Origin of the sequence: Yoonia sp. R2-816 (assembly GCF_046762905.1) — a bacterium.
GTDB lineage: Bacteria > Pseudomonadota > Alphaproteobacteria > Rhodobacterales > Rhodobacteraceae > Yoonia.
In genome coordinates this window covers 1-15236 of record NZ_JBKQXN010000275.1, presented here as the reverse complement: position 1 = coordinate 15236, position 15236 = coordinate 1, and the positions used below count along the sequence as shown (strand labels likewise).

Below are 15236 nucleotides of genomic sequence, written 5' to 3'. Positions count from 1 at the left end.
CCTCTGTCATGGGAACCTCCTGTCATCAGATTGAGAAACCCCAATCGTCAGACAGGTCATCAAGATCGCAAAATACGCGCAGTCAGCATGGGTTCATTACGCCAGAAACAAGCGCCATTGCCGCGATAGCGGCTTCGTCCTCCCGCCCGCCCTTCCGGACGCTCACTAGTCATTGTCCTGTTAGATCGCGTCCGCTTTGGGGCTGGCACCGGTCATAACGTTGCCCGCCTCGCGTGATGTTAACAATTGAACACATCAGACAACAGTACGTCGAAGCGCCAATTCCTATCTTCTATTTTACGATAGAGCTTGACTATTAATGCGGGGATTGATCAGTCAAATAGGGCCAGGGCTTGCGAAAGAATCCTTCCCGTCCGGGTTGTGTATGTTCTCAAAAAGGTATTTCTATCAATAACCTTTGAACAAATGCGCTGTCTTGATGAACGGTCGACATACTGAGTTTTTATCTGGATGCCTGTCCATCGATCTGGAGGTGGATCCCAGGAACGCCAAGGTCTTTGCTTTCGCGGCAGTTCGAAACGATGACCAACCGGCTTTAAATTCCGGAACCGGTTCGCTGGAGCAAAACCTCGACCGCCTGGAAGACGCCATTGCTGACATCGCGCATCCGATTGGCCACAATTTCCTGCACCACGATATGGAACACCTGATCGCTGCTAGACCACGGCTGGCTCAGATCATGCAGGCACCAATTGATACACTGTGGTTGAACCCGCTGGCCTTCCCACGCAACCCCTACCACCATCTGGTCAAACACTATCAGGACGGGCGGTTGGCTGCAGGGCATATCAATGATCCAGAACTTGACGCCCGGCTTGTCTTTGAAGTGTTCGCCAATCAACTCGACGCCTTTCAAAACCTCGCCAAAAGCGAACCAGATGCGCTTGCAACCTATCATTACCTGACTACCCGAACGGATCAATCGAGCGGGTTTGATGCCGTTTTCAAGTACCTACGAAAAGCCAATTGCCCACCGCAGGATGAAGCCGTCGCCGCTATCCGTCGGATGCTGGACGGTCGGGCTTGTGGTAAACGGATCGAACAGACTCTGGGGCGGCTTAGCAATCCTCGAAACGGGTGGCCTATGGCATATGCGCTATCCTGGATCACCGTAGCGGGCGGGGACTCGGTCATGCCGCCGTGGGTCCGGGCGCAGTTCCGCGAGGCGTCGCTGATTGTCCGGCATCTCAGAGATACATCCTGCAAAGATCCCAACTGCCAGTGGTGTGCGGAACAGAATGACCCAGTCCGCGCGTTGAACAGGTGGTTCGGGTTTGACAGTTTTCGCTCCCAGCCTGTCGACCCGGATGGTCGTTCCTTACAGGAGCGCATTGTCGATGAAGCTATGTCCGGAACCAGCCTGCTGGGGATCCTGCCGACTGGCACAGGAAAATCCGTTTGCTATCAGGTACCCGCGCTGTCCCGGTTCGATAAGATCGGTGCACTGACTGTCGTCATATCACCGTTGGTCGCCCTGATGGCTGATCAGGTACAAGGGATGGAACGGGCAGGTATTTCCTGTTCCGTTACCGTCAATGGTCGGATGTCCATGCCAGAACGGCAGGATGCGCTGGACAAGGTCCGCATGGGAGATGCGGGCATGCTGATCATCTCGCCCGAGCAATTGCGCAGTACATCCATCCGCTCGGCTCTCTCACAGCGCGAGATCGGCCTGTGGGCCATTGACGAAGCGCACTGCGTTTCGAAATGGGGTCATGATTTCAGGCCGGATTACAGGTATCTGGGACGGTTCATCAAAGAGTTCTCGGGCGACCAGCCCCCACCCCCGATCCTCTGCCTCACGGCCACGGCCAAACCGGAAGTGGTTGCGGACATCATAGAGCATTTCCAGTCTCGTGCTGGGGTCCAGCTGCTTTCCTTTGATGGCGGGGCATCGCGGAAAAATCTGACATTTAATGTCAGACCTACGACCAAGAACAGCAAACTGACCGATGTCTTGAACGTAATTGAAGAGCTGCTGCCATCGGAGGGTCGATCCGGTGCCGTGGTCTATTGCGCGACGCGCAAGGAGACCGAGCGCGTTGCTGAGTTTCTGAAGTCGCAAGGCATGGACGCAGCGCATTTCCACGCCGGACTTGGGTCCGATGACAAACACAACGTTCAAGAACGGTTCCGGGTCGGAGACCTGCGGGTGATCGCCGCCACCAATGCCTTCGGCATGGGAATCGACAAACCCGATATCCGACTGGTGGTTCATTCCGACATCCCAGGATCGCTGGAAAACTACCTGCAAGAAGCAGGGCGCGCCGGACGTGATCGCGAAGACGCCCACTGCGTTTTGTTGTTCGCGGGAGACGATGTGGAACGCCAGTTCCGGCTGTCGGCCAGCTCTCGTCTTGCCCGGCACGAAATCGGGGCCATCCTGAAAGCGCTGCGTCGGATTGACGAACGCACGCGCAAGACCGGCAAGATCGTCGCCACCTCGGGAGAGATCGTCCGGTCTGAAAAGGACCGCGAGTTCGAGCGGGACAGTGCAACAGATGACACACGGGTCAAGACAGCGGTGTCCTGGCTTGAGGAAGCAACGCTTGTCTCGCGCGAAGAGAATCGTGTCCGGATTTTCCCTTCCTCACTGAGAGTCCACACAATGGAAGAGGCGAAACAGCGGCTCCCAGAGGAGGGCATCACAAATGCGCATCGCAAACAATTGCTAGCCATCGTTCAACATCTGATCTCGGCCCCGGCGGATGAAGGGGTTTCCACGGATCAACTCTGTGGTGTCAGCGGCTTGACACCAGGCGCACTGACCAAGGCGATGGCCAATCTCGAAAGCTTTGGCATCGCGCGCAACGATGTTGCGATGACGGTATTCATCCATATCGGCGTAGCGCAGTCTTCTTCTGCGCGCGTGACGCAGGCCGCAAACCTGGAACGCGCTCTTGTCGCGTTGCTTCGCGAGCTGGCACCGGATGCCGACCAGGACGCCCCGATGCCGCTGAACCTGTCGGAGACCTGCCAGCGACTGCGCGATCAGGATCATGCAGACGCCCGCCCCGACGTGATCGACAAACTAATCCGAGGAATCGCGCGGGATGGCAAGGGGCAGGATGGCGGCAAAGGGAATATCCGGCTCCGCAAGATCAGCCGGAACACCCTGAACATTACGCTCGAACGGTCATGGGACACGATTTTCCGGACTGCTGAACTTCGGTGGCAAGCAGCCGAGATTCTGCTGGAGTTTCTGACGGGGCGACTCGAAAAAGGCACGCGCGGCAAAGACTTGCAGGTAGAAACCACTGTTGGTGATCTACTGGCGCAACTCACACAGGATGCGGTTCTGAAATCCAGCGGCCTGAGTGACATGACCAAGTTGTTGGAACGCGCCCTGCTTTGGATGCATGAGCAAGGCGTGCTGACACTGGGTAAAGGGTTGACTGTGTTCCGCCCTGCCATGACAGTCTTTCTGAACCCAAAGGGTGGCCAGTTCACGCAATCGGACTTCCTGCCTTTGGAGGAGCATTACGCCGAGCAGACGCTTCAGACCCATGTCATGGCAACCTATGCAGAAACAGGTCTGGAAAAGATGGCGGATGCTGAGCGTTTGTCAGAGGACTACTTTCTGCTCAATAAAGAGCAGTTCATGAAACGCTGGATGCCGGGCATGGCACGCGAGGTCAGGCGACAAACGACCAGCAAGTCCTGGACCGCCATTGTGGAAGACCTGGGCAACAAAGTTCAGCAGGACATCGTCGTGGATGACCGGGAACAGACCAATGTATTGGTTCTGGCGGGTCCCGGATCGGGGAAGACCCGCGTTTTGGTGCACCGGATCGCCTATCTGTTGCGGATGAAGCGCGAGGACCCGCGCGGTATTTTAGTTTTGGCCTATAACCGCCATGCAGCTGCTGAAATCCGCGTCCGGCTACGAGCGCTGGTGGGTGATGATGCGGCGGGGGTCACGATTTCGACCTGCCATTCGCTTGCAATGAAACTGGTTGGTGCCAGTTTCGCGGGGGTTCAGGCTGCCACAAAGGACTTTAACGATATCATCACGGAAGCGGTCCGCCAGCTCAGTCCCGAAGGACTGACTAAAACCGAGGCCGAGGCACAACGCGATAGCCTGATACAGGGATTTCGCTGGATTCTCGTGGATGAGTATCAAGACATCGGCCCTGAGGCCTACGCGCTCATTTCTGCAGTGGCAGGCCGCTCTCTGGAAGATGCCGATCTGAAACTCAGCCTGTTTGCTGTTGGCGATGACGACCAGAATATCTACGCCTTCAACAAAGCTTCAGTCGAATTCATCCGCAGGTTTGAAGAAGATTACAAGGCCAGACCGTCTTTTCTGATCGAGAATTACCGGTCAACGTCACATATTATCGCGGCGGCCAACGAGGTCATTTCGAAAGCACCTGACCGGATGAAGATCGATCACGAAATCAGGATCAATCAGGCACGGGTGTCCCAACCGAGGGGTGGGCGTCTAGAGAAGGCAGATTCCGTTGCCCATGGTCGGGTCCAACTTCTTGATGTTCCAACAGGTGATATGCCGCAGGCCGTAGCAGTCGTCGATGAGTTAATCCGCCTGTCCCGTCTGGACCCAAGCTGGAGCTGGTCTCGCGCAGCGGTGATTTCCCGAGACTGGATAACGTTGGATGCGGTTCGGACCTACGCCGAAGCGCAGGGGCTGTGCGTAGACATGGCCAACGAAGATCTTCCGAATGTTTGGCGCCTCCTAGAAACCCAATGCTTGGTGTCGGGGCTGCGCAAGAAACAGGGCGAGTTACTAAGTATTCAGGATATCCTCATGGTACTGAATGAACAGGCTCGCAACAAATGGGTGGATTTGCTCGCCGAGGGTGTGGCCGAATTGGCTCGGGAATTGGGTACCAAGGAAATGCCAGTGCCCGACATCGTTGAATGGATTGCCGAGTGGTCGCGAGATACACGCGGCGAACAGCGCGGGCTGCTTTTGCTGACGGCGCACAGGGCGAAAGGCCTTGAGTTCGACCACGTCGCTATTTTGAATGGCGGCTGGACAAGGGTTTCAAAAGAAGAAGATACCGAAGCTCCTCGCCGCCTGTTTTACGTGGCCATGACCCGTGCACAGCAAAGCCTGATGGTGTTAACAGCCGGAGAGCATCCTTTTCTGAAAACTGGATCCGAGTCAGTACTGGCCAGACGCGTGGTACCTGATCGTGGAAAGATCGCCCTACCCGCGGTCAAATACCAGATGCCTGCGCTTGATACAGTTGATCTGTCATTCGCCGGTCGGCAGCGAGATGCGCATGAGGTGCATTCGGCTGTTCGTTCTGCCAAAGTCGGGGACAGCCTCTCCCTTGTGTTTCAACAGCCTCATTGGGTTTTGCTCGACGCCAGAAACCGCGTCGTCGGACGTATGGCCAAATCGTGGAAACCACCCCAGGGGCATGCGTTCATCTCTGGTCAGATCGGGGCCATCATCAACTGGCGAAAGGTCGACAGTGGCGAAGACTATGCACACTACCACAAGCGTGACAGCTGGGAGACAGTATTGCCAGAGTTGATCTTCCGGCCTGAGACTGCCGAAACTTCACTTAGTCCGCAGACGCAGACAGCCCCCGATTTTGATCAGATGGACAACGCCAGGCACTGTCCAGCCGAACAAGAGAGCGAACCGCCCGCAAAAAATAAGGTTTCTCCAGCCCCAGAAACGCTGATGCCTGACGCTGCGCCAAAACGCGATCTGAAATTGATTATCGCCAGAGCGGTTGCCGCTGCAAAGTCGTGGAATGAACTCGCAGCAGCACTGGCAGAAAATAACGTAATGCTGACGGCCAAGGGCGGAGGCCTTGTTGTCAAAAACGCATCGACCAGCGAGGAGATCAGCAAGATTTCTGCCCTCGGCTTCAAGTACGTCGATCTGATCCGTCACTTTGGCGAAGGCTTCCCGGACCACCACGCGACATGGCTGGTCGAAAAGGCTTTAAACGGCAATTACGTACCCAAAAGCACAAAACGAACGGGAAAAGCCAGAAATCGCAAAAATAAACCTGGCAGTGACGATGACTTCTCGCTGATCGAAGATTGATGGGACTTGCCACATGTGGGAACCAAACTCAGTTTCAGGTGGCCCATATGAATCTGCTTTTGCCCGCGTAGCTGTAGTACGCAAAAAGGAGCGTTTGCTCACATGAGAAGCATACCTCTTCTCACAGTTTTTCTTTTCAATTGTTTGCGCACTGCAGTTACCTCCGAAGACAGCGAGCTTGTTGATCGTGGGGACGGCCAAACCTTCTCTGCCTCGGCATCAACTTTAATGATATCATCGAGCGCTTTCCTCGCCGCAAACAACAGCAGCACCTGTGAACGCAACGTTGGTCCTAGCTAACGGTGGTGCTCGTGCTGCAAAGTCGATATCCGTGTGTTCATCTATGACCGCTTCTTGATACTGGGGAAATTCGACTTCGCTTTTCGAAAATGGTGCCATTGGCATAGCCGCCGCACTCAAAGCAGTCACCAGCACTGCAGCGATCAAGTATTGATACGACGCAGAAAACCCATGCGGTTGCTTAACACTCAGTGGCTACAGTTAGTTTCCCTCTATATGGCCAATCAGTTGGGGATAAATCCCCAAACCGTTGAGCAAAGTCGTTCTTCGTCATCAAGCTAACTTCGCCAACGTCAAATGGCGAACCATCAAGCGCAAAACACTGAAAGGATCTGTCGCACTGCAAGACGATCTGCCCATTGTGAGCCTTGGCAAAAAAGGCTCGACCATCGCCAGAGTTCGGAACAGTAAAATCTGAAACTAGATAGAAAAATTCGCTCATCTGAGTTTCCAGCAGGTTTACTAGTTCATCTTTCTTTGTTTTTTCGTAGATTTGGAAACCTCTAACTATCTGCTCTAAGCGATCATTAAATGGGCAAGGGTCAAATATATCCGCAATCTCAGGCTTGCGTCCAAAGATTTCGGAGAAACGTTGATATGCCTCATCAAGCTGCGTTCGTTTCGTCTTTGACACGTAACCAGCGTAATATGAATATTGATGGGCACGTTCGGGAAAAATCATGTTCGACCCTCCTTTAAGGCACCGGAAATGCAGTAATCAAGTTACCTGCACTATCCGTCTGAACGTATAGATTGGCCGTTGTTCCGCCGCCATTTGACTGGCGAACAGTGCCAATTGTGCGTCCAACATCTATTGTTCTCACGTAGGTCGGTGTTCCATTGATCATTTTGTGTTTGCAACCTAAGTTAAAACATCAGTGATGCCAAAGTTATCGCCAAATTCTTGCAGGTATTCTTTTTGACCTTGGTCGACTGTTTTGCGAGCCATGTTATCCACCACTTCCAGAAAAGCTCGAGCCTGATCCGCATCAAGTCGTTGAAGCTTTGCAGCAGCTTGCTCCATCAGTTGGATTGAAAAATCCTCGTTTACGTGGTCATCTGATGCGATTTCTAACTGATATAGCTGATCCAACAGTATTTCGACCAACTTGTTCATAGTATCATCATTCATTGCGGTACCACCTTCACAGTAATGTTTTCTATGCCCAGTTCTTTGAACATCCTGTTAGCTCTGTTGGCTTGAGTTTGTGTGGAAACTTCCCAGCGTGCAGTAAGACCGTTTTCTGCCAACGCTGTCGATTGGCGTGTCGCCTGATTTTTAGCCTTTGTAGTTGTAACAACTGAAACTTTCCGGTCAATTAGAACGTCGCCATCTACGCCATCAAAGCGAACCATAGCTGTACCGCCATCTTCCGTTGTTCGAGTCAATGCTGGAGCTTGACGTCTTTGGGTTTCAACATTTGAACGAGCACCTGTAGCGCCATCATCATAGTTGCGTGCAGCGGTGTTCATGCCCGCATTTTCGTCTACCCAAGTTATCTTTTCAGCGGCTCTTTCGCCAACCCGTGCATTATTTGTGGCCTCTACAACCTCCTCGCCTTGCCTCAAGGTTGTTGCACCGGGCACCAAGACGACAACGCATGCTGGTGCGACCAAGCAGACGGACAAACCATCAACAATCAGTCAAACGCCAAATTCTGCGCAATACATATGCCTAACTATCAGAAGCCAGAAGCAACCGAAGAACAGGCAGAGTGACTAAACTGCCATGCTGGCGATCAGCTGCCACTTATCAGCATAACCGTCATACCCGAGGTTTGATGCCAACTGATTGATAGCGGCCTCAGGGTCATCGCGCCCCTCAAGAATAGCCTGATCCAATGCGCTCGCCATAATTAGAAAGTCAGAGAAGTTATCGGAGATGACCGCGATCTGCGGAACAGGTGAACTGGTAACGTCAACGTAAAACACTGTACCATTTGCATGATACGGCTCGCCTTTGGCGACTGCTATGAGATCTGCATCAAACCCCGCAACGCTAAGCAAGTTGCTAGGCAAACTAGGGTTTCTGGTATCCTCATTTAATGCCAAAAGCGAGCTACAGAGACTTTCTGGGTCGCCGGGACACAAATCAAAATACCCTAAAGATACCCTCTCCATGCACAACTCGGCAGCACAACAAGCAAAGCTATCAGGCAACCCCAGCTTCTCGACAACGGTGTTGAGACCTTCCAGTTGACCAGTTCGACGCTTCAGTATGGCCGCACCAAACGACACAAACTCTTCTTTGCGCTCAGCATAAAACAACAACGCTTCATTAAGATTCTCGATCATTCTGAACCTTGCGGAGGATGCCAAATAGAAAATCCGGGGGAGTTATTGTGGGCGCCACGAGGTACGGGAATGGCATATTGCCCGTAATCCATGTGGTGGTGAACGATCTGCTGCCCCCTAAAATCTGAATGCTCAGGAAAAACTCTCAACCAATCATCATCCACAACAGGTGCCCTACCATTTGCAACTGCAGTTTGATTGGCTTGGCTCAATCCATTGTTCGATTTGTTAGACCAAGAATTCCAAAATTGCCTGCTATTACGGGTGCCACCATTGGCGGTAGTCGCGCCGCTAGTGAAGGTTGAAGTATCGACAGAAAACGCTGGGTCTGGGCGACCCGGATGTGCCGGATCAAGTCGAACCTGATAAACAGTACCCGGATCAACTGTCGTCTTTGGTGCGATGTTAGCTACTTCGTCTGCTTCGCGCAATGGCACGTTTGGCCCTGTGCGTGTCGGTGTTGGGCCCGGGGCGATACAAGTTGGGTCTGAACTTGATGCACAATCAACGCTCTCTGTAATAGCGAGACCAGCGCGGCAAATTGGGTTTGCAAGACAGGCCGCAGAAATCTGTGGCCCAACCGCGATTAGGGTGGCGGCCCCCAACGCGGCGCCAGCCGCCAGCCCATCGCCTTGGGCAAGCTCCTGTTGGGTTTGCAGGGTGGTTGCCTCGAATTCCGACAAAAGCGCGATGATATCGTCGCGATGGCTGTACACATCTTCCGCAAAATCAACGCGCGGGTGATCCTCCATCCCATTTTCAAGACGCTGTTCCAGAATTCCATAACCCGACAATTGCGGCCCGGTCAGCTGACTTTCAGGAGAAGCGTAGTATTCTGCTGCAAGCAACGCTTCGGTCACAAAACCCTTACAAGCGCTACCCTGCGGATCGGAGGAGCAGGCATCCCGTAGCGCTGTGTCCCGCGCCTCATCAAGGGTTTCAAGCCGATCGATACCCTGTTCCAGAAGCGCTATATCTGCCTCAGAACAGCTCGCAGTTTGCGCGCAATCAGCAAGGTCCTCGCGCATGAGTTCTAGCGCGGAAGCTTCGGCATGGTTCAGATAGTTATTCTCCAGCCCCGACTGGGCGATATTTGCGGCGTTGTCGACGTTCACGGCCTCCCCACCCGAGGTGGCGTAGCCGACAAAAGCACCGACTAACTGGGCTGTTTGTTTGGCGGAGGTTTCTTCCGTCTCGGTCATCGTATCGCGAGCATCACCTAGGATCCCGGCATAGACCGCCTGCGCCCCGGCGGCCGTCGCGCCGGATGCGCAGCTGCCCTCAAGCGCGGACGCAGCAGCACACCCCACCGCAGCATGCAGGGCGATATGGCCAATGGTCCCTTCGCCGCCGTTGAGTTCCGCCCAATCGCCGATTCCCATCTGCAGGTCGGCCATAGTCATATTGGTCACGTCCGATTGCAAGCCGCTGAGGAAGGCGTCACCAAAATTGACATCATCGTTGGTCTTAGCGGCGTATCCGGCCCGAATGCCTGCATCCAGGGTTGTTTCCAGCAGAGCGTTTACCGTCAGCGCCTCGCCAAAGCTCACTCCCTGGAAGGCGGATGTGTTGGCCCAACTGGTATCGGAAAGCGGGTTAATTTCCCCCAGATTGATACCGGTCGTCAGACCCGCCGTCACGCCAGAAGTAACACCGGCGGTCACCGCCTGTTTTACGATGTCGTCCAGATCAAAGTCGCCGGTAACGACACCAGCCGTACTCTCCACCACGAAAGCGGAAGCCGTTGTTGTCGCCGTGGTTGATACCGCGGTGGACAGGGCCGAGCCGAATGTGGTGCTATTCCCAAGTAACGATCCAAGTTGACCAACTACGGTAAAGTTCCCGATGGCAGCGGACACGGCAATGGCCAATGCCGCTTTGAACGCAGGGTTCAGCACCGTATCCTCTTCATAGAATTGGTCATCGATCAAAGTGATGGCGTCGACGGTGGTGCCCTCACGACTGGTCAGACCGTCAAGATACAGATACCCATTGCCATCCTGCCCTGTAGGAAGAGCTGCAGTGACCACATCAAGATCGCGGCGCCAATCAGACGCGTCCGGGCTGGTCCCGGACGATTGGTCATTGGAAAGGTCAGAATCAGAAGGGTCGAGATACAGCGCAGCAACACCCAAGTTCTCTCCCTTTGCCCCCACAAGGCTAGCGGCATGGGTGCTGCCAATCATCGGGTCGCGCACCCCGGCCAATGTCACATGACTGTCGTCGTCAAAATCGACCCCACCTGCAGCGTCAATCGAGTTGAAGCTCACGCTTTCCTGATAATCCGTTGTGGTGGTGGTTTTGATCGTGACACCATTGTTGTTCATCGTATCAACCGCAGTATAGCTGGTATCGATCGCTGCCAGCAGAGTTGTACTGCCCGCCACGTCAGTACTGAAGCTGCCATCGGCTTTGAAATCCACCGCTGTAAGGATCAGATCACCACCCGAGGTGATACCTATATCTCCCCCCACATCCGCTGTTGCGCCCACTGCATTTGTGTTCAGCGATCTGATATCACTTTCGCTACCCAAAAGGCCGAAGAACCCGGAAGACTTTTTATACGAAGCGCTGGATTGTACATCCGTAACGGCCGTGAAAACCGTGTCACCATAGACGCTGGTGAGTTGCAGCCCGTCTGCCGCCAAGCTATCATCTCCCGACACGGCGTCAGAGACGCCAGGCACCATGAATTCTGTGCCCTCGGCCAATATGGCGCCCGCTGCCAGAACATTGATCCCAACCCCCCCGGTTAGCGTTGTCACCTGGTTTGTCAGTGTGAAGCTCTGATCGCGGGTTTCGGATTTGGAAAACAGACCGCTCGATTTGAATTTCGCATCCGTATAGTGAGTATCCGCAACCGCGAGCAGATTGATATCACCCTGGTTGGCGACCACGGAAAGGTACTGCCGTGCCGCGATATCTGCGCCTTCAATGGTGATATCCCCGATTCCGTTGGCGCCGGTTGACTGGATTGTCACATTGTTGCCCGCTGCAATGGAACTGGTCGCGTAGTCGACGGATTCGGTGGAAAAGGACCCTTCCTTTTTGCCTCCATAAACGATACTTGCGATCGCCAAAGCACCCGCCGCAGAGCCATTGCCTGAGGATTTGTTGTGGTACCGCTCGAAAGTTTCGCTTTCCAGCGCTATGGCACCGACAAGTATATCCCCGCCTGCCAGCAATGCGACATCTTCACCGGCCTCAATGTCGGAAGCGACCACCGCTACCGCATCTGCAGCCTGAATCAAAACATCGACCCCGGCATTCAGGTTGGCCTGAAGTGCGGTGTTGTCCAGATATTTGGCATCCACACGCACGCCGTTCTCATCGAAAAGCGAGTTTTTGGGGGACACGATCAGATCCTGGCTGGTATCAACAACAGCAAAGACACCAACGCTGCCCTGATCGGCGACTACCGAAAGTGTTTCTTCAGCGGTGAGTTGCGCGCCTTCAATTGTCACATCCCCCCCGCCGTCTGTGCCGGTGGAGTGGATCGTCAAGTTGTTTCCTGCCGTTATAAACCCTATCAGATGGGTGACTGAATCATGAACGATAAGATCAGGTGCGAGGTTTGAGCCGACCTCACCCTCAAGGCCAAGTGCACCTACCAGAATGTCCCCGCCCGCTAGAATTTCCACATCGCTTCCCGCGTCTAGCCGGGCGCCGACCAGCGCAATTGTGTCGTCCGCCTGAATCGTAAGACTGTTCAAGGCCGCCACCGAGGACTGCACCGCGACGCCATCCTGATATCCATTGTCTCGTTCGCTGCGATTGACAGCGGTTTCAATGGTAACATCGCGTGCGCTCAGATATACGTCGGCACCGGAAAGCTGGCCCGAAATGGACGATAGACTACCCGACACATCCGCAAACAGTGTGTCACCCGCAAAAAGCGTACCGCCCATATTGTTCAGATCCCCTTCGACCGTCAGGCGGAGATCGCCATCGGTAGAAATTGCTCCTGTGTTGGTGAACTCGCCAATGAAAACTTGAACATCAAAGGCGGCGATCTGCGCACCACTCTGGCTGCGTTCAAGCGACGAGGAGGAAGCCAGATAGACGCGCGGAACAAGGACCATACGGCCATCCACCATGGTTTCTTCAAGCCAAACAATGTCATCGGTCAGCGCGGCGATCTGATCAGGTGACAAGGCCACACCCGGCACAAGCTCCAGCGCCACCGCAGCATCAACCGCATTGTCATACATCGCCTGAACCTGCGCGGCTTCATCAACGCCTGGCTCTAACAAGCGTGTGCCGGTCAGATCAAAGAGTTGTTCGCGAATGAAAAGCGTTTCAACATAAGCATCGCCCAATCGCGTCGCATAGGACTCCGGATCGATGCCAAGCGCCACGAAGAAATAGTCAGACGACTTGAACTGATCCAGATCGATAAAATCAAAGCGTGTTTCCAGAAGAAAGTCCGCGTCCGGGTCGGTATTTTCGACAAATAGGTTTGGATTGCCTATGGCCGAGCTGTCCAGGTCAGAAATGTCACCGGTGAGCGGACGGTTGGACGCATCACCCGGCGCGGTGGGGGAGTAGTCCTTATCTCCCTCCTCCCTTTGGGTCGTTGGCGTTGTGCCGTCAGTGACAGCGCCATTGATGACATAGCCGGTCACAGTTCCTGCAATGGTACCGCCCGCTTCGATGGTGGAGAAGATGGGGGGTCCGATTGGTGTGACCACAGATGGTAAAATAGTGGTTCTGGTGGAATCTCTTTTAACTTCGCAAAACCAACCAGTGATCCACCAACAGTCTCGCTTAAACCTGTGGACGGATCTTGTTACATCCGTCGTCTCGTTCACATCCATGCCTTCGTTTTGAAGGCTGTTCAGCGCCAGTGTGATGTCGCCCTGAGCCGAAATCAGGCTGTATGCATTAATCGCATCTGTCCCGGCCAGCGTGATGTTGCCGGCAGATATGATTTGGGCCGGGCTGCCGGGTTCTGATACGACACTTTGCGTAGTGATCGAGGTGGTAGTGGTAGTGGTGGTGCAATTTCGTTCACGCCCACCACAATCTCCCGTTCGGTTACTGTTGGTCGACGTCGTTGACGTCTCTGTTATGGTCGGGGCCTCTGCGATGTTCTCGATCGTTTCAGCCGCCAGCGAGATATCCCCGCCCAGGCTTTCAACAAGTCCCGCAGCATTGTTGGTGAATCTTGTCGCATACGCGCCTGACAACCCTGCCACCACGATATCTTTACCACCCAGGATGACGCCACCGGTGTTCTCGATCACGCCATCGGCATTTAGCTGGATCAGGATGTCGCCATAGATCACCCCGGTGCTGGTATTTGAAATATCACCCGCAGTCTCGATGAAAAGCTGCGCATCGGAGGAGGCCAGAACACCGTGATTGATAAGGTCGTCTGACCGCAAAGCCACATCGCCTGTGGCGATGATTTCCCCGGTCTCGGTATTTGTGAAACTGTCGCTTGCGACCCCGAACTGCCCGCCCAACTCCACGAAACCATCCGAATGGACCGCGCCGGAATTCGTGACAGAGGCATCTGCGTAAATCTGCACATCCGTCGCACCAAAAACCGTGCTAGAATTGGTGATGGCCTGCGCTTGTAACACTGTAGATCCAATTGCGGCATTCACAACACCCAAATTCTCTATGCTCTGCGCCTCAAGTATGACAGAGTTCGCGCCCTGCAAAATACCGGTATTGACCAGGTTGGTAGCTGCCATCACCGACAGGCTTTCAGCCTCAATTCCCCCGTTCACATCCAACTGGCCAGACACGGCATTAAGTGTTGCTGTGCCATCTGTCACGGTGAGTATGCTGTCAAACGCGAGGCTCGATCCTGCAATCGTGGCGGATTGTGTTGCCTGAAACGCGCCACCCATGATTGAGATAGCCGCTGTACCATTCGCAATCGTTAGATTCTGATCTGTACGAGCTTCAGCATGTGTTGCCGTCACTTCGGAAGCGGTGATGTCCAGATCCCCAGACGCAACAAAAAGTGTTGGATCAATAGATGAAGCGCTGGAAATGTCCAGAATTTCTGTTGTGATCTCGAATCGTCCAGCCGCAAAGGCCTGCGCCCCCGCTAACCGTGCAGTGCCAGAAATATCCAGCAAGAGTGTTGTAAGCGCGGCGTCATTTTTCTCACCACCCTCACCATCCGAAATGCCTGCGGCCAAAATTGCCCCACTGCCAGCAGTCAGACTTGCTGCTGTGATGCTGGTGTCACCCCTAGATACGGTCCGTGCGCCATCGGACAGATTGATCCTGCCTGAGGCGACAAGCTCGCTCTGCTCTGCAGTGACCACCTCGCTGTTGCTACTTAGCGAGATGCCTCCTCCTGCGGCCAACAGCGCTGCACTGTCCGAAACAATCTGTGCATCGGCGGCCACAAGAATGTCATTCGCCGCCGTCAATTTGATGTCCCCACTTGCAATCAGCCGATCATTCACCTCGACATCTGACGCATTTGCAGTGATCCCAGCCCCGGCACTTACAGTTTTGAGGACAAGGCGACCATCTGCGGTCAGAACCATCTCTTCAGTGCTGGCGGCCATGGTTTCCGGGGCCTTTACGCCCACACCTGTCAACGGCGGCGTAAAACCCTGCC

The 15236-nt window shown here is 54.2% G+C and carries 6 protein-coding genes; 1 reads left to right on the top strand and 5 read right to left on the bottom strand.

What is annotated here, in order from left to right:
• Positions 1–439: 439 nt before the first annotated feature.
• Positions 440–6052: a RecQ family ATP-dependent DNA helicase gene (locus ACFWW2_RS16810; RefSeq protein WP_393929820.1), complete on the top strand. Its 5613-nt coding sequence runs from the start codon at positions 440–442 to the stop codon at positions 6050–6052.
• A gap of 481 nt (positions 6053–6533) precedes the next feature.
• Here ACFWW2_RS16810 and ACFWW2_RS16805 read toward each other — a convergent pair whose 3' ends face one another.
• The 5 genes from ACFWW2_RS16805 to ACFWW2_RS16785 all read right to left on the bottom strand — a co-directional run bounded on the left by ACFWW2_RS16805 (position 6534) and on the right by ACFWW2_RS16785 (position 15183).
• Complete coding sequence (locus ACFWW2_RS16805; RefSeq protein WP_393929818.1) at positions 6534–7034, bottom strand: hypothetical protein; 501 nt, start codon at positions 7032–7034, stop codon at positions 6534–6536.
• 180 nt (positions 7035–7214) lie between these two features.
• Positions 7215–7484, bottom strand: a complete 270-nt coding sequence (locus ACFWW2_RS16800) for a hypothetical protein (RefSeq protein ID WP_393929816.1) — start codon at positions 7482–7484, stop codon at positions 7215–7217.
• The gene (locus tag ACFWW2_RS16795; protein ID WP_393929814.1) at positions 7481–7825 is read right to left on the bottom strand and encodes a hypothetical protein; all 345 of its coding nucleotides are present in this window, start codon (positions 7823–7825) and stop codon (positions 7481–7483) included. The genes ACFWW2_RS16800 and ACFWW2_RS16795 overlap by 4 nt, the downstream gene beginning before the upstream one ends.
• Positions 7826–8071: 246 nt before the next feature.
• Positions 8072–8647, bottom strand: coding sequence for a hypothetical protein (locus ACFWW2_RS16790; RefSeq protein WP_393929812.1), 576 nt, complete (start codon positions 8645–8647; stop codon positions 8072–8074).
• A complete protein-coding gene (locus ACFWW2_RS16785; RefSeq protein ID WP_393929810.1) occupies positions 8644–15183 on the bottom strand; it encodes a DUF6862 domain-containing protein in 6540 nt (2179 codons plus the stop codon). The genes ACFWW2_RS16790 and ACFWW2_RS16785 overlap by 4 nt, the downstream gene beginning before the upstream one ends.
• Positions 15184–15236: the final 53 nt, after the last annotated feature.